Consider the following 17,999-nt stretch of genomic DNA (forward strand, 5'->3'; position numbering starts at 1 on the left):
CATGTCGGCGGCCACCGACGCGATCCTTTCGCGGCTGACGACCCTGCACCCCAAGGTCATCGACCTGTCGCTGGACCGCATGATCGCGCTGCTGGCCGATCTGGGCGATCCGCAGCGCGCCATCCCGCCCGCGATCCACATCGCGGGGACGAACGGCAAGGGGTCCACGCAGGCGATGATCCGCGCGGGGCTGGAATCCGCGGGGCTGCGCGTCCATGCCTATACCTCGCCGCATCTGGCGTATTTCAACGAACGCATCCGGCTGGCGGGCGCGCTGATCGGCGATGCGGCGCTGGCCGACACCCTGGCCGAGGTCGAGGCGGTGAACGCCGGCCGCCCGATCACCTTCTTCGAGGTGACGACGGCAGCGGCGTTCCTGGCGTTTTCGCGCACGCCCGCGGATTTCACGCTGCTCGAGGTGGGCCTGGGCGGGCGGCTGGACGCGACCAACGTCATCGACCGGCCGCGGCTGTGCGCCATCACGCCGGTCAGCATCGACCACACCCAGTATCTGGGTGAGACGCTGCCCGAGATCGCGGGCGAAAAGGCGGGCATCCTGAAACGCGGCGTGCCCTGCGTGGTCGCCCGCCAGGACGACGCCGCGCGGGCGGTGATCGAGGCGCGGGCGGCGCGGCTGGGCTGCGCGCTGTCGGTCGCGGGCCAGCACTGGACCGCCGCGCGCGACGGCGACGCGCTGGTCTTTCAGGACGAACGCGGGTTGCTGGACCTGCCGCTGCCGGTCCTGCCGGGCCCGCATCAGATCGACAACGCGGGCACCGCCATCGCCTGCCTGCGTGAACTGGGGCTGGGGCAGGATCAGGCCGCCGCCGCCGTCACCCGCGCCGACTGGCCCGCGCGGATGCAGCGCCTGACGCACGGCCCGCTTGCGCAGGCGGCGGCCGCGCGGGGCTGCGAATTGTGGCTGGACGGCGGCCATAACCCGGCGGGCGGGGCCGCCGTCGCCGCGACGCTGGCCGCGATGCCCCGCCGTCCCACGCATCTGGTCTGCGGGATGCTGAACACCAAGGACGTCTCGGGCTATATGCGGGCGCTGGCCCCGGTCGCGGCCAGCCTGACCGCCGTCACGATCCCCGGCGAGGCGGCGACCCTGCCGGCCGCGGCGACGCAGGCCGCGGCCGCCCGGGCGGGCATCCCCGCGGCATCCGCGCCAGACGTGGGCGCGGCCGTCGCCACGCTGTCCGCCGCCCATCCGGGCGCCCGGCTGCTGGTCTGCGGATCGCTGTATCTAGCCGGGCGGGTGCTGCGCGACAACGGCTGAACCCCGCCGCACGGATGCGCCGGCGCTGGCGCAGGGCGGGCATGGCGCGGTAACTGTCTGGAAAGCCCGCGGGATCGTGAATCATGGTCAAGACCTCTGCCCATTTCGAGACGCTGTTCACGGCCATCGACCAGGGCTATTGCCTGTGCGAGATCATCCGCGACGCCGACGGCAGGGCGGTCGATTACCGTTTTCTCGACACCAATCCGCAGTTCGACACGATGACCGGACTGGCATCGGCCGTCGGGCGCACCGCGCGCGAACTGGTCCCCGATCTCGAGGAGGAGTGGTTCCAGACCTATGGCGCGGTCGCCGCCGGCACGCCCGCCCGTTTCCAAAGCCATTCGGCGCCGATGGGCCGCTGGTTCGACGTCTTTGCGACCCCGGTCGCCCCTCAGGGGCATTTCGCGCTGGTCTTCCGCGACATCACCGCCCAGCGGCGCGCCGAGGCCGAACGCGCCGAGGCCACCGCCCGCGCCGAGCGCCTGCTGGTCGAGGTGAACCACCGCGTCATGAACACGCTGGCGATGATCGGGTCCATCGTGCGGATGGAGGCGCAGCTGCTGGACCCCGATGACCCCGGCAGCGCCCCCATCGCGCGCCTGCAGAACCGGTTGCAGGCGGTTTCGACGCTGTATCGCGCGCTCAGCAACACCGCGGCGGTCGAGATGGTCGAGGCCGCGCCCTATCTGTCGCAGGTGGTCAACGCCGTCGCCGGGTCGATCGGCCAGCCCGGCCAGGTCGAGATCGACTGCCAGGTCGCCCCGCTGACGCTGCCGACGGCGCAGGCGGCGCCGCTGGGCCTGCTGGTCAACGAACTGATGACAAATGCGATGAAATACGCCTTTCCCGACGCTCGCCCCGGCCGGCTGACGGTGGCGCTGGATCGCGGCGCGGACAACCGGCTGCGCCTGACCGTCGCCGATGACGGCGTCGGCGTCGAGGCGGCGGCCGCCGGGCCGGGCGATGCCCGCCCGCGCGGCGTCGGCAGCCTGCTGGTCGCGGCGTTTGCCGAACAGCTGGGCGGGCAGTTGCACCGCGACAGCGGTCCCGCCGGCACCACGGTCATCGTGACCTGGCCTGATACCGGGAGCGGGCCGGGGCAGGGCGCTTAATTCCGCGTTAACTATCTGAAAACAAGATACAATCTTAGCGGTCATATGGATTTGTGACTGCCGGGGTGCGATCGATCGTGCCAGTCCGAGGCGGCGTGGTGCCGCCAGCGGCGCTGCGAAAGCGATCGAATGAAGTCGATTACCGCCGAACTTTACATGACCCGCGTGGTGAACGGGATCGTCCAGTGCGACTCGGTCGCCACGACCATCTCGGTCAAGGATCTGAACGGCGACGGGCTGATCTCGCCCTTGGACTGGACCGTCGCCACCCGTGACATGCCGTGGCACAACGGCGGGTCCGCGCAGGCGCTGTGGCAGGGCGTCAAGCTGGGGAACTTCAGCTCCGGCGTCCTGTATTCCCGCACCCGCTATCAGGCCGGCGACGACGCCCGCCCCGCGCTGGGGGCGTTGCGGCATCTTTTCAGGCCGGTCGATCCCGACGCGCTGGCGATCTGCTTTGCGGCCGGCACGCTGATCGCGACGCCGGGCGGCCCGCGGCCGGTGGAAACCATCCGCGCGGGCGACCTGGTGCTGACCGTGGACGACGGCGCGCAGCCGGTGCTGTGGGCCGGGCAGCGCCATCTGGACGCCGATGCGCTGGACCGCGCCCCGAACCTGCGGCCGGTCCGCATTGCGGCGGGCGCGCTGGGGGCTGGCCTGCCGCGCCGCGACCTGACCGTCTCGCCCCAGCACCGCATCCTGATGCGCGGGGTCGCGGGGGACGAGGGGCGCGGCGTCCTGGCCGCCGCCCGGCACCTTGCTGAGGCCGCCATGCCGGGCATCGACGTGCTGACGGACGCGCGCGCCGTCACCTATTGCCATCTGGCGCTGGCCGGTCACGCCATCCTGCTGGCCGAGGGGGTGGCGGCGGAATCGCTGTTCACCGGGCCGCAGGCGCTGCGCGCCCTGTCGCAGCCGCAGCGGGACGAACTGACGGCGGTGTTCCCGTCGCTGGCGCGGGGCGAAAACCCGATGTCCCCGGCGCGGCCTTTCGCCCGTCGCAAGGATGTGCTGCGCGCAATCCGCGTCCCGGCGTGACCCGGTCAGCGGCCCCAGTCCGCCCCGCGCATCTCGCGCAGGCGGCTGGCGGTGCGCTCGAACTCGAAGCTGCCCTCGCCCTCGATATACAGCCGCTCCGGTTCGTCCGCGGCCGAGGCGATCAGCCGGACCCGCGCCTCGTAGAGCGTGTCGATCAGGGTGACAAAGCGCTTGGCGGCGTCATAGTTCTGCGACCCCAGCCGCGGGATGCCGTCCAGCATCAGCACGTCGACCGCCTGCGCCAGCGCCAGGAAATCGCCCGGTCCCAGTGGCTTGCCGCACAGATCCCAGAACCCGGCGCGGGCCACGCGGTCGCATCCGGCGGGCAGTTCGACGATCCTGCCCTTGACCTCGATGCGCAGCGGTTCGGGATCGGGGCACTCGGTCAACTCTGCCCACAGCGCGTCGATGCTGGCGCGGGCGATGGTGTCGGCGGGCACGAACCAGACCTGCCCGCCCGCCAGCCGGTCCTGCCGGTGGTCGATGGGGCTGTCCAGCCGGACCACGTCCATGCGTTCGCGGATCAGCGCGATGAAGGGCAGGAACAGCTGCCGGTTCAGCCCGTGCTTGTAGAGGTCTTCGGGCACCCGGTTCGAGGTGGTGACGACCGTCACGCCCTTGTCGAACAGGATCTGGAACAGCCGCCCCACGATCATGGCGTCGGCGATGTCGGTGATCTGCATCTCGTCAAAGCAGAACAGCCGGGTGCTGGCGGCGATCGCCTCGGCCACCGGGCGGACGGCGTCGGGCGCGCCCGACTGGCGGGCGGCGGTCAGTCCGGCCTGCACCTCTTGCATGAAGCCGTGGAAATGCACCCGGCGTTTCGCGGCGGTGGGCGCGGCCTCGGTGACCAGGTCCATCAGCATGGACTTGCCCCGGCCGACCCCGCCCCAAAGGTAAAGGCCCCGCGGTCCCGGGGCTGCGGTCGCGGCCGCGCCGCCGCCCAGCATCCGGCCCAGCCAGCCCGCGCGCGCGGCCGCGGGGGGCGGCGCGTCGGACAGGCCCGCGACCAGCCCGTCCAGCGCGGGCAGGATCGCCCGCTGCGCCGGATCGGCGACCAGCCGCCCCGCGGTCACGCGCGCCTCGTAGAGCGCGGTGACGGGACCGGGGTTTGCGGTGGAAGGGCTGTCCATGCCGCGACGGGTGCCAAAGAACCCGGCCTGCCGCAAGCCGATTTGCGCCGCCGCGCGCCCCTAGTCCAGCGAGGCGAGCATCGTTGCCGCCGCCGCCACCGGGTCGGCGTGGCCGGCCGCGACCTGCGCGCCCAGATCGGCCAGCCGCGCGGCGGTCCGGGGGTGGGACAGGCGCGCCAGCAGCCCGGCGCGCACCTCGGACAGGAACCAGCGTTCGGCCTGATCGGCGCGGCGGCGGTCGAAATGGCCGTGGGCGCGGCGCCAGTCGGCCAGGGCGCGCATCTCGTCCCACGCCTGCGCCAACCCGACGCCGTCCAGGGCGGACACCGGCATCGCCTTGGGGAAACCCGGCGGGTCTTGCGGCCGCCGCCGCAGCAGCCGCAGGGCCCCCGCGTAATCGGCGACAGTCCGCAAGGCCGCGGCGCGCAGATCGCCATCGGCCTTGTTGACCAGGATCAGGTCGGCCATTTCCATGATGCCGCGCTTGACCCCTTGCAGTTCGTCCCCCCCGGCCGGGGCCAGCAGCAGGATGAACAGGTCGGTCATGTCGGCGACCAGCGTTTCGGACTGGCCGACGCCCACCGTCTCGACCAGCACCACGTCGAACCCCGCCGCCTCGGCCAGGCGGATCGTCTCGCGCGTGCGGCGCGCGACGCCGCCCAGTTCCGCCCGCGAGGGCGAGGGGCGGATGAAGGCGTTCGGATCGCGGCTCAACCGCTCCATCCGGGTCTTGTCGCCCAGGATCGACCCGCCCGACCGCGCCGACGACGGATCGACCGCCAGCACCGCGACCCGCAGGCAGGTGCCGGTCAGCATCAGGCCGAACGCCTCGATCAGGGTGGACTTGCCCACGCCCGGCGTGCCCGACATCCCGATCCGCAGCGCCTGGCGCGGCGGCAGCGCCGCCAGCAGCGCCACCGACTGGTCGCGGTGGTCGGCGCGGGTGCTTTCGATCAGCGTGATCGCGCGGGCCAGCGCGCGACGGTCGCCTGCGGCCAGCCGGCTGGCCAGTGTCTGGGTCTGGTCGTCCACGGCGCCCGTCCTGTCGGTTGCTGCGGCCATGTCGTAGGACGTGGGCAGGCGCTTGCCAAGCGGCGCCGCACAGCCCCCCGCGGGGGCCGGTGCCGCGATTCGGGCTTGACGCGCGGGCGTCCGGCCCCTAATCACGCGCAACGGATTTCCGGGCGCTGCCTTGGCAGGCGCCCTTTCATTTTCCGGCCCCGGACCCGCCCGGGTGACCGGACGCTGCAAACGAAGGAAGCAAGATCATGTCGCGCGTCTGCGAACTGACCGGCAAGGGGCCGATGACCGGCAACAACGTCTCTCATGCCAACAACAAGACCCGCCGGCGTTTCCTGCCGAACCTGAACGATGTCACGCTGATGTCGGACAAGCTGGGCCAGTCCTATTCGCTGCGCATCTCGGCCGCGGCGCTGCGGTCGGTGGACCATCGCGGCGGTCTGGACGCGTTCCTGGGCAAGGCCAAGGACGACGAGCTGTCCGCCCGCGCGCTGAAGATCAAGCGCGAGCTGGCCAAGGCCTGATCCGCATTTCAGTCTTGTCAACGGCCCCGCCGACCGGCGGGGCCGTTGGCGTTTGCCGCCTGCGGTCCGCCGCGCGGCGGTTTGCGCGCGCCCCACGCCCGCGCTAATCCTGTGCGGGATGAAACGCGCGCTGCATCTTTCGCTGATTCTGCTGCTGGTCGTCACCGGCCTGTCGCTGGGCGCGGCCCGCGGGCAGGCGCGCGTGGCCGGGCAGATCGTGCTGTGCGCGGGCGGCGCGGCGGTCGTGCAATCGGTCGATTCCGATGGGCAGCCGGTCGGACGGACGATGGTCTGCCCCGACATGGCGCTGTCGCTGCTGGAAGCGGTGGCAAGCCCCGCCGCGCAGCCGGTCCCGCCGCAGGGCGGGCACCGGGTCGGGGCGTTGGCGCCGCGCGTGGCGCTGGATGGGCGGGGGCCGCGGCCCCGGCAGGGGCGGGGGCCGCCCGCGCAGGTCTGAGTGACCTGCCGAACCCCACCCTTTAGCGAAAGCGACCGAGATGAAAACCAAGCTGACCCTTGCCGCGCTTGCGGCCCTGCTGCCCCTGTCCGCCCTTGCCTGCGCGGCCCACGATCCGGCGAAATCCGCCAGCGGCCCGGAAACGCTGACCCTTGCCGCGATGACCACCCCGGCCGAGGCCGCGCCGGCGCCCGCCGGGCCGATCACCGTGACGGACGCCTATGCGCGTTCGGCCAATCAGCAGACCGGGGCGGCCTTCATGACGCTGACCAACGCCGGGACCAGCGCCTGCACCCTGCGCGGCGTGACGTCGGACGTGGCCCAGCGGGTCGAACTGCACACCCACAAGGACGAGGGCGGGGTGATGAAGATGGTCCCGCTGGACGGCGCGACCGTCCCGGCGGGCGGCAGCCACGCGCTGGCCCGCGGCGGCGACCATGTCATGTTCATGGGGCTGAACCGGCCCTTGGCCGATGGCGACAGCGTGGCGCTGACGCTGGATCTGGGGGATTGCGGGCAGGTTCCGGTGACGGTGCCGGTGGACAACGCCGCGGGCATGGCGACCCAGGCCGGGGGGGGGCAGGCCGGGGCGGCGAAGGCGGGGGCGGCCGGGCACGCGGGCATGGACCACGGCCAGGCGCACGGCCAGCCGTCGAACTGATCGCCGGAAAGCGCGGGCAAGGGCCGGGGGATCTCCCGGCCCTTGTTGCGTCTGGGCATGCGCCCGCCCTTGTCATGGCCGGCGGGCAATCGTTCATCCCCGCGCGCGGCTCAGGCGCGGGCGTTTCCCGGCCGCGGTGAATCGCGCGGGACGGGCGCAACCGCGCGCATCCGCACCCTCAGGCAAAACGCCGCAGGCGCAGGGCGTTGGTCACGACGAACACCGACGACAGCGCCATCGCGCCCGCGCCCAGCATCGGCGACAGCTGCGGCCCGCCGAACGGGACCAGCGCGCCCATCGCCACCGGGATCAGCGCAACGTTATAGGCGAATGCCCAGAACAGGTTCTGCCGGATGTTGCGCATCACCGCGCGGCTGAGGCGGACCGCGCGCGCCACCCCGGCGGGATCGCCGGAAGACAGCACGACCTCGGCCGCCTCGATCGCGACGTCGGTGCCGGTGCCAATGGCGATGCCGGTTTCGGCGGCGGCCAGCGCCGGGGCGTCGTTGATGCCGTCGCCGACAAAGACGCTGCCCGGCCCCATCGCGCGGATCGCGTCCAGCTTGCCTGCGGGCAGGACGCCGCCCAGCACGCGGTCGATCCCCAGCCGCCCGCCGACCGCCTGCGCCGCCGCGGGCACGTCGCCCGAGATCATGGCCGTCTGCAGGCCCATGCCGTGCAGCGCGTCCACCGCAGCCTTTGAGGTTTCGCGCACCGGGTCGGCCATGCCCATCACCGCGACATGGCGGCCGTCCACGGCCAGATGCACCGGCGTCGCGGCATCGGCCGACAGCGCATCCGCGCGGGCGACCAGCGTGGCGTCGGGGGCGACGCCGCCCTGTTCCAGCGCCCGGAGGTTGCCGATCAGCACGGCGCGCCCCTCGACCGTGGCGGTCAGGCCGTGACCCGCCTGCGCGGCCACGTCCTGCGCCTGCGGCGGCGTGATCCCCTCGTCGCGCGCCGCCGCCAGCACGGCCGCGGCCAGCGGGTGTTCGGACCGCGCCTCGGCCCCGGCGGCCAGGCGCAGCGCCTGCGCCCGGTCGATGCCCGCCGTGTCCAGCGCGACCAGCGCCGGTCGCCCCTGGGTCAGTGTCCCGGTCTTGTCAAAGGCCACAATCCGCGCATCCGCCAGCCGTTGCAGCGCGTCGCCGCGGCGGAACAGGATGCCCAGTTCGGCCCCCCGCCCGGTGCCGACCATGATCGACATCGGCACCGCCAGCCCCATCGCACAGGGGCAGGCGATGATCAGGACCGAGATCGCGGCGACGACCGCATGGGGCAGGGCCGGGTCGGGGCCGAAGGCCAGCCACAGCCCGAAGGCCAGCACCGCCAGCGCCATCACCACCGGCACAAAGACGCGCGTCACCCGGTCCACCAGCGCCTGCACCGGCAGCTTGGCGGCCTGCGCGTCCTCGACCAGGCGCACGATGCGGGCCAGCGCGGTGTCGGCCCCGGTCGCGGTCACGCGATAGGTCAGCGCCGACGGCCCGTTCAGCGTGCCGCCCGTGACCCGTGCGCCGGGCGCCTTGGTGACGGGCAGCGGCTCGCCGGTCAGCATGGATTCGTCGATCGCGCCCGTGCCCTCGACCACCTCGCCATCGACGGCGACGCGTTCGCCGGGCACAAGCTGCACCAGATCGCCGTGCACGAGTTCCGCCACGGGGACGGTCACGGCCGCGCCGCCGCGGATCGCCCGCGCCTCGGCGGGCGCAAGCTCGACCAGCCGCCGGATCGCCTGGCCGGCATTGCCGCGGGCCCGCGCCTCTAGCCAGCGGCCCAGCAGGATCAGGGTGACGATGACGGCCGCGGCCTCGAAATACACATGGCGCGCGTCCGGGGGCAGCAGTCCGGGCGCAAAGGTCGCGACGGTGGAATACAGGAACGCCGCCCCCGCGCCCAGTGCGACAAGGCTGTTCATCTCGGGCGCGCCGCGCAGCAGGGCGGGGATGCCGTGGGCGAAAAAGACCCGCCCCGGCACCGCCAGCACCGCGAAGGCCAGCACGAACTGGACGATCCACAGCGGCCGCGAGCCGACGGCATCCATCAGCCCATGGTGAAACGGCGGATAAAGATGCCCGCCCATTTCCAGGATGAACAGGGGCAGGGTCAGCACGGCGGACAGCACAAGGCTGCGGCGCAGCCGGGTCGTCTCGTCGGGGCCCGACGCAGGCGCTGCGGCATCCGCCGCGTCGGGCGGGGTCGCGGCATAGCCCGCGCGCGTCACCGCACCGGCCAGCGCCGCCGGGGTCACGCCGGGCGCATGGGTCACGCTGACCGACCGCGTGGCCAGGTTCGCCGCCGCCGCCGTGACGCCGGGCAGGGCGGTCAGCGCGCGTTCGACGCGGCCGGTGCAGGACGCGCAGGTCATCCCCTCGACCGCAAGGCGGGTGGTGGCCAGCTCGGCCGGATAGCCGGCGCGGGCCAGCGCCTGGGTCGCGGGGCCAAGGGCGGCGCCGTCATCCAGCGTGATCCGCGCCCGGTGCGTGGCCAGGTTGACGGACGCGCCGGAAACGCCGGGAACGGCCGTCAGCGCGCGTTCGGCACGGCCGACGCAGGACGCGCAGCTCAGCCCTTCAAGCTGCAGTTCGATCTGTTGTGTCATGGTATCCTCTTTGGTCGGAACTTGCGTTGCGGACAAAGAGGAACAGGGGCGGCGCCTGCGGCCGGCCGGGCGGGCGGCTTGCGGCCTCGTGCGGGCGGGGCGGCGCCAGAAGCACCGGGGGGCGGATCGGCATGGTCTGCGCGCTGGCGCGCCGGTTGCGCGGGAAACAGCGGCAGCCCCGTCCGCCCCGGCCGTTGCAGTCATGCGCCGCACGCGCGGCAACCCGCCGCGGCGGGCGTGGCGGTGTGGCGGCTGGGCGAGAGCAACAGGGCATGGCGGCGTCCTTCATGCGCTCGATATGTGGTCCCGCCGGCCGGGGTGCAAGCGACGGGGGGCCGATTCACGCCGCTTTGAGTTGAAACCGGCCATCCGAACGGCTAGCGCGGAGGTCAGTCAAGAAAACACCGCGACGAGGACACACGATGAACCGCCGCCAGATGCTGATGCTGACCCTGCCGTTGCTGGCCGCCCCGCAGGCCCTGCTGGCGCAGGCGGCGCCCGCCAAACAGGCCGCCCGCGCCGCCGACCCCTATGCGCCGACCGAGGTCGCGATCCGCGAGGGGTTCGAGGTGGGGTCCATCGTCGTCGTGTCGCGCGATTATTTCCTGTATCACGTCATCGCGCCGGGCCGCGCGATCCGCTATGGCGTTGCGGTCGGCACGGACGAGCTGGTCTGGAAGGGCCGCGCGCTGGTCGGCCGCAAGACCGAATGGCCCAGCTGGACGCCCACGCCGTCGATGATCGCGCGCAAGCCCGAGCAGTACAAGAAATACGAAAACGGCATGCCGGGCGGCCCGCAGAACCCGCTGGGCGCGCGGGCGCTGTATCTGCACACCGCCAACGGCAACGACACCGCGATCCGCATCCACGGCACCACCGATCCCGGCTCGATCGGGCGGGCGGTGTCGAACGGCTGCATCCGCATGCGCAACGAGGCGGTGATGGCCCTGTTCGACCAGGTGCCCATCGGCACGCCCGTCTACGTCTACTGATTGCCGGCCGCGTTCCGCCCCGGCGCGCTGGCCGATCTTGCGGCGGCGGGGTTCGATGACGTCATCGACGTGCGCTCGCCCGCGGAGTTCGCCGAGGATCACCTGCCGGGCGCGATCAACCTGCCGGTGCTGGACGACGCCCAGCGGGCCGAGGTCGGCACCATCTACAAGCAGGTGTCGCCGTTTGACGCGCGCAAGATCGGCGGCGCGCTGGTCGCCGCCAACGCCGCGCGCCACATCGCGGGTGCGCTGAGCGACCGGGGCGGCGGCTGGCGGCCGCTGGCCTATTGCTGGCGCGGGGGGCAGCGGTCGGGGGCGTTCGCCACCATCCTGGACCAGATCGGCTGGCGGGTCAGCCGGCTGGACGGCGGCTGGAAGACGTGGCGCGCGCTGGTGATCGACCAGGTCGAGCGCCGCGGCTTTGGCGCGCCGGTCATCGTGCTGGACGGCAACACCGGATCGGGCAAGACGGCGATCCTGCATCGGCTGGCCGCGCGCGGGGTGCAGGTCGTGGACCTTGAGGGGCTGGCGAACCACCGCGGCAGCCTGTTCGGCGCGATGCCCGGCGGCCAGCCCCCGCAAAAGCTGTTCGAGACGCGGCTGGCGATGGCGCTGGCCGCCCTGGACCCCGCCCGCCCCGTCGTGGTCGAGGCGGAAAGCTCGCGTATCGGCGAACGGGGGCTGCCCCGCGCCGTGTGGCAGGCGCTGTGCGCCGCGCCGCGCCTGCGGCTGGACGCGCCGCTTGCGGCCCGCGCGGACTATACCGCGCGCAGCTATGCCGGTGCGGTGGCCGAACCGGGGCGGGTGGCCGACACGGTGACGCGGCTGGCGCCCCTGCACCCGGCCGACCGCATCGCGGCTTGGGCCGCGATGGCCGAACGCGGCGACTGGGCCGCGCTGGCCCAAGGGCTGATGCGCGACCACTATGACCCCCGCTATCGCAAGCACCGCGACCGCTATGGCGACCGCGAGGCGGGGGTGATCGCCGCGCCCGCGCTGGACGATGCCGGGCTGGACCGGATCGCGGCCGAGGTCGAGCGGGCCGTGGCCGGAATGGGGCGGGATGGCGGCCCTGCCGGTGCAGGGGCCGGGGCTTAAGGCGCGCGGGGCGCGCCGGCATCGACGCGGCGCGCGCCTTGTGGTTGCGCCGCCCGTGCAAGGGGCAGGGCTTGGGCCGGCGCGGGGCGCGCGCCCGCCCGGATGCGCCGCGCGCCTTGTCGCGGCGTCGCCGGTCAGGCCGGGCCGATCAGCCCGTCCACCCACGCGGGCACGGTCTCACCTGCCGGCCCCGCGATGCTGTCGTCGAAACGGTCGCGGGCGTCGTCGGTGGGGACCAGGTTCAACTCGACCGTCCGGGCGCCGACCGAGCGCGCCAGATCGACGAAACCCGCGGCGGGATAGACCTGCCCCGAGGTGCCGATGGCGGCGAACAGCTGCGCGCCCGCCAGCGCCTGTTCGATGCGGTCCATGTGATAGGGCATCTCGCCGAACCAGACGATGTCGGGGCGCGTGGCGGGGCGACCGCAGGCGGGGCAGGGGTCCGATGTGGCCATCGCCGCGGGCGCGGTCCAGCGGTGGCCGCAGGCCGCGCACAGCGCGCTGTCGATGCGGCCGTGCATGTGGATCACGTCGCGCGCGCCCGCCCGGTCCAGCAGCGTGTCGATGTTCTGCGTGATCAGCGTGACGCCCGGATGGTGCGACAGGCGGGCCAGTGCCGCGTGGGCCGGGTTCGGGCGGGCCGTGGCCGCCGCGGCCCGGCGCATGTCATAGAACCGCAGGACCAGCGCGGGATCGCGGTCGAACGCCTCGGGCGTGGCCACATCCTCGATCCGGTGGCGTTCCCACAGCCCGTCGCCGTCGCGGAACGTCGGGATGCCGCTTTCCGCCGACAGGCCCGCCCCGGTCAGCACGACGATGCGGCCCGGCTGATCGGGCGGGCCGGCGGGGCGCATTCGCGCGCCGCTCAGCGGGTGCAATACGCCTCGGCCGTGGCGGCGAATGTCTTGTAGCGCGCCCAGAATGCGTTGTCGGCGGCGGACTTGGACATCCGCACCTCTTGCGCGCGTTGCGCGTCGCGGAAAAAGATCGCCGCCCGGCGCTGGTCGCTGCGCGACAGCGTCATGTCGGCGACCTGCTGGATGCAGCCGCACAGACTGGCATTGCGCGCGCCGCGTTCCGACCGCACGCAGGCGTTGTCGATCGGACCGGCAACGGCCAGCGGCGCAGTCAGGATGACGGCGGCCGCGACGACCACGGGTTTCAGCATGCTCACTCTCCTCGTCCCCACGCTGCCTTGGCGGCAGTCGTCCCCTCGCCGGTCGGGCCGGCGGCTGGGTCACAGTATACCAGACGAATTAACAGGCAACAAACGCGACAGCGCGGCAGATTTTCCACGCGCGCCGCCGCCCGCCCCCAGATCATGTGGCGCCCCGCCGCATCCCGGACGGGCGCGCGCCGAATCGCCCCGCGCCCTTGGCCGCCGCCCGCCGCGCTGCTATCCCGGCGCGATGCTGACCATCGCCTTTGACGCCGACGACACGCTGTGGGAAAACGAGACGTTCTTCCACCTGACCCAGGACGATTTCGTCGCCCTGCTGGCGGGGCACGCCGACCCGGCCACGGTGCGCGCCCGGCTGCACGAGACGGAAATCCGCAATCTCGACATCTATGGCTATGGTATCAAGGGGTTCACCCTGTCGATGATCCAGACCGCGCTGGAACTGACCGGGGGCGAGTTGCCCGGCGCCACCGTCGCCCGGCTGCTGGCGCTGGGCCAGCAGATGCTGCGCCATCCCGTGCGCCTGCTGCCGGGGGTGGAACCGGCGCTCGCGGCGCTGCGCGACCATCGGCTGTGGCTGATCACCAAGGGCGACGTGCTGGACCAGGAACGAAAGATCGCGGCGTCCGGCCTGTCGCCGCTGTTCGACCGGATCGAGATCGTGCAGGACAAGACCCCGGAATCCTATGACCGCATCCTGCGCCGGGCGGGCGTGGCGGCCGCCGACCTGCTGATGGTCGGCAACGCCATGCGGTCGGACGTGCTGCCGGTGCTGGCGCTGGGTGGCATCGGCGTCCATGTGCCCAACGAACTGGGCTGGGCGCACGAGCAGGCGGACGACCCCGACGATCCGCGGTTCCACCGGCTGGCCCGTCTGGACGAGCTGCCGGCGCTGGTGCGCCGCCTTCAGTCCAGCGGCTGGGGGGTATAGCCCGCCTCGCGGATCAACTCGGCCGCGCGGGCGGTTCCCAGCCCGTCCACGGTCACGGTCTTGCTGGACAGGTCGGCCGTGGCGGTGCCGCCCGCGTCCCGGACCGCGTTTTCGATCGCGGCGGTGCAATGGCCGCAGGTCATGTCATCGACTCGGAACTTCATGGTGTGGCTTTCCCGCTTGACGCTTTGCGCCGACTGTAACATCGCCCGCAGGATGAGCCAGTCCCCCGCCACGATTCCGCTGACCCACGGCCACGCCGCGAACCGCCGCGCGGCGGGGCTGATGGTCGGCGCGATGGCGATGTTCGCGGTCGAGGATGCGGGCATCAAGACGCTGGCCGCGCGGCTGCCGGTGGGGCAGGTGCTGGCGACGCTGGGGCTGCTGGGGCTGTGCGTCTTCTGGGCCATGCTGGCGCGCGACGGCCACCGGATGTGGACGCGCCACCTGCTGCTGCGGCCGGTGATGCTGCGCAACCTGGGCGAGGCGATAGGCTCGCTTGGCTTTACCTCGGCGCTGGCGCTGACGGATCTGTCGTCCGCCTCGGCGATCCTGCAGGCGCTGCCGCTGGCGCTGGTCATGGGGGGCGCGCTGTTTCTGGGCGAAAGGGTCGGCTGGCGGCGCTGGACGGCGATCCTTGTGGGCGCGGCCGGGGTGCTGCTGATCATCCGCCCCGGCGCCGCCGGGTTCCAGCCGCAATCGCTGCTGGCGCTGGTCGGCGTGGCGGGGCTGGCCGTCCGTGACCTTGCCACGCGGCGGATGCCGGGGGATGTCCGCTCGCACCAGCTGTCGGCGGCGGCCTTCGGCTCGTTGATTCCCGGGGGGCTGCTGCTGGCCTGGGTGCTGGGAACGCCGCTGCTGGTCCCATCGGGGGCCGAGACGCTGGGGTTTCTGGGCTGCATCGGCTTTGGCGTGGCGGGCTATGCGATGATGGTCACCGCCACGCGGGTCGGCGAGGCGTCGCTGGTCGCGCCCCTGCGCTATGTGCGGCTGGTCTTTGCGCTGATGATCGCCGTCGCGGTCTTTGGCGAACGGCCCGACGCGGCAACCCTGGCCGGGGCCGCGCTGATCGTCGGATCGGGCGGCTTTGCGATGTGGCGCGAACTGCGTCGCGGGCGGCGTTCCTGACCCCTTTCCGCAACCCCGGGCGCGCTGTATAGCCCGGCCATGACCCAGCTTTCCCTGATCCGCAACTTTTCGATCGTGGCCCATATTGACCACGGCAAATCCACCCTGGCGGACCGGCTGATCCAGTCCACCGGCACCGTCGCCGACCGTGACATGAAAGAGCAGATGCTCGACAGCATGGATATCGAGCGTGAGCGGGGCATCACCATCAAGGCCAACACCGTCCGCATCACCTATCCGGCGAAGGATGGCCAGACCTATGTGCTGAACCTGATCGACACCCCCGGCCACGTCGATTTCGCCTATGAGGTCAGCCGGTCGATGCGCGCAGTCGAGGGCTCGCTGCTGGTCGTGGACGCGACCCAAGGGGTCGAGGCGCAGACGCTGGCCAATGTCTATCAGGCCATCGACGCGGGCCACGAGATCGTGCCCGTCCTGAACAAGATCGACCTGCCCGCGTCCGAACCCGACCGCGTCAAGGCCCAGATCGAGGACGTGATCGGCATCGACGCGTCCGACGCGATCCCGATTTCCGCCAAGACCGGCCTCGGCATCCCCGACGTGCTGGAAGCCATCGTCCACCGCCTGCCCGCGCCCAAGGGCGACCGGGATGCGCCGTTGAAGGCGATGCTGGTCGACAGCTGGTATGACGCCTATCTGGGTGTCGTCGTGATGATCCGCGTCATGGACGGCGTCATCCGCAGGGGCGACCGGGTCCGCATGATGCAGACCGGCGCGGTCTACGGCATCGACAAGCTGGCCGTGCTGACCCCCGCCATGCGCGATATCGCCGAACTGGGGCCGGGCGAGATCGGGGTCTTCACCGCCTCGATCAAGCAGGTCCGCGACACCCGCGTGGGCGACACCATCACGCATGAGCGCAAGGGCACGACCACGCCGCTGCCCGGCTTCAAGCCCGCGCAGCCGGTGGTGTTCTGCGGGCTGTTCCCCGTGGACGCCAACGATTTCGACGCCCTGCGCGACGCCATCGAGAAGCTGGCGCTGAACGACGCGTCCTTCAGCTATGAGATGGAAACCTCGGCCGCGCTGGGCTTTGGCTTTCGCTGCGGGTTCCTGGGGCTGCTGCATCTTGAGGTGATCCGCGACCGGCTGGAACGCGAATACGACCTGGACCTGATCACCACCGCGCCCAGCGTCGTGTTCCGCCTGCACATGCGCGACGGCGAGGTGCGCGAGCTGCACAACCCCGCCGACATGCCCGACCTGACGCTGGTCGACCACATCGAAGAACCGCGCATCAAGGCGACGATCATGGTCCCCGACGAGTATCTGGGCGACGTGCTGAAGCTGTGCCAGGACCGCCGCGGCATCCAGCTGGACCTGACCTATGCCGGTTCCCGCGCGATGGTCGTCTATGACCTGCCGCTGGCCGAGGTCGTCTTCGATTTCTATGACCGGCTGAAATCGGTGACGAAAGGCTATGCGTCCTTCGATTACCAGATTTCGGAATACCGCGAGGATTACCTGGTCAAGATGTCGATCCTGGTCAACGACGAACCCGTGGACGCCCTGTCGATCATGGTCCACCGCGACCGCGCCGAGGCGCGCGGCCGGGTGATGGTGGAAAAGCTGAAGGAGCTGATCCCCCGCCACATGTTCAAGATCCCGATCCAGGCGGCCATCGGCGGGCGGGTGATCGCGCGGGAGACTTTGGCGGCGCTGAGGAAGGACGTGACGGCCAAGTGCTATGGCGGCGATGCGACCCGGAAGAAGAAGCTGCTGGAGAAGCAGAAAGCCGGGAAGAAGAAGATGCGCCAGTTCGGGAAGGTGGAGATCCCGCAGTCGGCGTTTATCTCGGCGTTGAAGATGGATGGGTGAGGGATGCGGAAGCTGTGGTCAACATTTCGCAGGTCTTCTCGGCGAGTGAAGCAATCCTCACTGCACGCGTCGAGCAGATAAAGGCAAGTCTCGCGCATCCTGGCCTAAAAGGCGGCGCTGTTGAGGAAGCAGTTCGTAATCTGCTTCAAGACTACCTGCCAAAGAATATCGGCATCGGAAGTGGGGTTGTAATCGACTCGGCGGGAAGCCAGTCGGCGCAGATTGACATCATTCTCTATGACGCACAAAAAACACCGACCTTCTTCCGAAGTGGTGATGCGGGAGTGTTCCCTATCGAGTGCGTATATTTTGCCATCGAAGTCAAGACGAGCATCAATGCAAGCAACTTCGCCGCCTGCGTTAAGAATATGGCATCATTGAAGTCTTTGTCTCGTAAGGCCTATTATCCAAGCTCCGGGCCGATAATTGAAACGGTCGAGACATTTTCTGGCTTCCCCAGTCCAACTTGGGATCCGATTTATCTCGTGTTTGCGCTCGGTGCAGACGTGAGATATCAGCCTTTGATTTCCTATCTTGACGAGCATAGGCAAAATAGCGCGGACATTCGAGGTCAGATAGACTCCCTGTATGTGCACGGCATTGGCCTGCTAACAAACATCACTCTTGTTCCACCCAAGGCGTTCAAGTTTAACCTTACTCCAGATAGCCGTTCACTCGTAGGTTTGGTCGACAACCAGCCTCTGCTGACGTTTTTCACTCTGTTCAGCCGCTATTATAATCAAGCCCAGATGCCGTTGGCGTTTGATTTTTCCCGCTATACCTTGTCGTGCATATCCGGATCACCTAGCGTGTTTCTAAACACAACGTCTCGAAACCAAGCTGCTATCGACGAAGCCAACAAACAGGGTGGGCAGTTCGTCCTTCCACAGCAAGCGTAGGGTGGGGTTTCACCCCACCTTCGCCCGCCCCACTCATCCTTGCGTGCCGAACGGTGGGGTAAACCCCACCCTACATCCACCCGGCACGCCCACCGCCTCCGCC

At 70.8% G+C, this 17,999-nt stretch carries 18 protein-coding genes; 12 read left to right on the top strand and 6 right to left on the bottom strand.

The window, feature by feature from the left end:
• Position 1: 1 nt before the first annotated feature.
• The 3 genes from EPA64_RS01665 to EPA64_RS01675 all read left to right on the top strand — a co-directional run bounded on the left by EPA64_RS01665 (position 2) and on the right by EPA64_RS01675 (position 3,432).
• A complete protein-coding gene (locus EPA64_RS01665; RefSeq protein ID WP_134724484.1) occupies positions 2–1,279 on the top strand; it encodes a bifunctional folylpolyglutamate synthase/dihydrofolate synthase in 1,278 nt (425 codons plus the stop codon).
• A gap of 83 nt (positions 1,280–1,362) precedes the next feature.
• Positions 1,363–2,394, top strand: coding sequence for an ATP-binding protein (locus EPA64_RS01670; protein ID WP_134724485.1), 1,032 nt, complete (start codon positions 1,363–1,365; stop codon positions 2,392–2,394).
• Positions 2,395–2,523: 129 nt separating this feature from the next.
• Complete coding sequence (locus EPA64_RS01675; RefSeq protein ID WP_134724486.1) at positions 2,524–3,432, top strand: Hint domain-containing protein; 909 nt, start codon at positions 2,524–2,526, stop codon at positions 3,430–3,432.
• A 5-nt stretch (positions 3,433–3,437) separates the two neighbouring features.
• On the opposite strand, the gene zapE is transcribed toward EPA64_RS01675, so the two are convergent.
• Both zapE and meaB read right to left on the bottom strand, forming a co-directional pair.
• On the bottom strand, positions 3,438–4,565 hold the full coding sequence (zapE, locus tag EPA64_RS01680; protein ID WP_134724487.1) for a cell division protein ZapE: 1,128 nt from the start codon (positions 4,563–4,565) through the stop codon (positions 3,438–3,440).
• A gap of 60 nt (positions 4,566–4,625) precedes the next feature.
• Positions 4,626–5,627: a methylmalonyl Co-A mutase-associated GTPase MeaB gene (gene meaB / locus EPA64_RS01685; protein ID WP_134724488.1), complete on the bottom strand. Its 1,002-nt coding sequence runs from the start codon at positions 5,625–5,627 to the stop codon at positions 4,626–4,628.
• Positions 5,628–5,833: 206 nt separating this feature from the next.
• Here meaB and rpmB point away from each other — a divergent pair, with 206 nt between their 5' ends.
• The 3 genes from rpmB to EPA64_RS01700 all read left to right on the top strand — a co-directional run bounded on the left by rpmB (position 5,834) and on the right by EPA64_RS01700 (position 7,227).
• The gene (gene rpmB, locus EPA64_RS01690) at positions 5,834–6,109 is read left to right on the top strand and encodes a 50S ribosomal protein L28 (protein WP_134724489.1); all 276 of its coding nucleotides are present in this window, start codon (positions 5,834–5,836) and stop codon (positions 6,107–6,109) included.
• Between the two features lie 118 nt (positions 6,110–6,227).
• Positions 6,228–6,566, top strand: a complete 339-nt coding sequence (locus EPA64_RS01695; protein ID WP_134724490.1) for a hypothetical protein — start codon at positions 6,228–6,230, stop codon at positions 6,564–6,566.
• A gap of 40 nt (positions 6,567–6,606) precedes the next feature.
• Positions 6,607–7,227 carry a copper chaperone PCu(A)C gene (locus EPA64_RS01700; RefSeq protein WP_246026562.1) on the top strand — a complete coding sequence of 207 codons (621 nt, stop codon included), beginning with the start codon at positions 6,607–6,609 and terminating at the stop codon, positions 7,225–7,227.
• 178 nt (positions 7,228–7,405) lie between these two features.
• Here the strand turns inward: EPA64_RS01700 and EPA64_RS01705 are convergent, their stop codons facing one another.
• Positions 7,406–9,829, bottom strand: coding sequence for a heavy metal translocating P-type ATPase (locus tag EPA64_RS01705; RefSeq protein ID WP_134724491.1), 2,424 nt, complete (start codon positions 9,827–9,829; stop codon positions 7,406–7,408).
• A gap of 422 nt (positions 9,830–10,251) precedes the next feature.
• On the opposite strand from EPA64_RS01705, the gene EPA64_RS01710 reads away from it, so the two are divergent.
• Entirely contained in the window at positions 10,252–10,821 is a 570-nt protein-coding gene (locus EPA64_RS01710) for a L,D-transpeptidase (RefSeq protein ID WP_134724492.1), read from the top strand.
• Positions 10,822–11,919, top strand: a complete 1,098-nt coding sequence (gene mnmH, locus EPA64_RS01715) for a tRNA 2-selenouridine(34) synthase MnmH (protein WP_134724493.1) — start codon at positions 10,822–10,824, stop codon at positions 11,917–11,919. It begins immediately after the preceding gene.
• Positions 11,920–12,053: 134 nt separating this feature from the next.
• On the opposite strand, the gene EPA64_RS01720 is transcribed toward mnmH, so the two are convergent.
• Positions 12,054–12,773 (bottom strand): NAD-dependent deacylase, encoded by a 720-nt coding sequence (locus EPA64_RS01720; RefSeq protein ID WP_134724494.1) that lies wholly within the window; start codon positions 12,771–12,773, stop codon positions 12,054–12,056.
• An 11-nt stretch (positions 12,774–12,784) separates the two neighbouring features.
• Positions 12,785–13,087 (bottom strand): hypothetical protein, encoded by a 303-nt coding sequence (locus EPA64_RS01725; protein ID WP_134724495.1) that lies wholly within the window; start codon positions 13,085–13,087, stop codon positions 12,785–12,787.
• 241 nt (positions 13,088–13,328) lie between these two features.
• Between EPA64_RS01725 and EPA64_RS01730 the strand changes: the two genes are divergently transcribed.
• Positions 13,329–14,030: an HAD family hydrolase gene (locus EPA64_RS01730; RefSeq protein ID WP_134724496.1), complete on the top strand. Its 702-nt coding sequence runs from the start codon at positions 13,329–13,331 to the stop codon at positions 14,028–14,030.
• On the opposite strand, the gene EPA64_RS01735 is transcribed toward EPA64_RS01730, so the two are convergent.
• Positions 14,006–14,194 carry a heavy-metal-associated domain-containing protein gene (locus tag EPA64_RS01735; protein ID WP_134724497.1) on the bottom strand — a complete coding sequence of 63 codons (189 nt, stop codon included), beginning with the start codon at positions 14,192–14,194 and terminating at the stop codon, positions 14,006–14,008. The genes EPA64_RS01730 and EPA64_RS01735 overlap by 25 nt on opposite strands.
• Positions 14,195–14,246: 52 nt before the next feature.
• Between EPA64_RS01735 and EPA64_RS01740 the strand changes: the two genes are divergently transcribed.
• Genes EPA64_RS01740 through EPA64_RS01750 form a run of 3 tightly spaced genes read left to right on the top strand, consistent with a single transcriptional unit; the run spans position 14,247 to position 17,896 of the window.
• Positions 14,247–15,158, top strand: coding sequence for a DMT family transporter (locus tag EPA64_RS01740; RefSeq protein WP_134724498.1), 912 nt, complete (start codon positions 14,247–14,249; stop codon positions 15,156–15,158).
• Positions 15,159–15,197: 39 nt separating this feature from the next.
• On the top strand, positions 15,198–16,997 hold the full coding sequence (gene lepA, locus EPA64_RS01745; protein WP_134724499.1) for a translation elongation factor 4: 1,800 nt from the start codon (positions 15,198–15,200) through the stop codon (positions 16,995–16,997).
• A complete protein-coding gene (locus EPA64_RS01750) occupies positions 16,994–17,896 on the top strand; it encodes a DUF6602 domain-containing protein (protein WP_134724500.1) in 903 nt (300 codons plus the stop codon). The genes lepA and EPA64_RS01750 overlap by 4 nt, the downstream gene beginning before the upstream one ends.
• Positions 17,897–17,999: the final 103 nt, after the last annotated feature.

The sequence above is a fragment of the Paracoccus luteus genome (genome assembly GCF_004522155.1).
GTDB lineage: Bacteria > Pseudomonadota > Alphaproteobacteria > Rhodobacterales > Rhodobacteraceae > Paracoccus > Paracoccus luteus.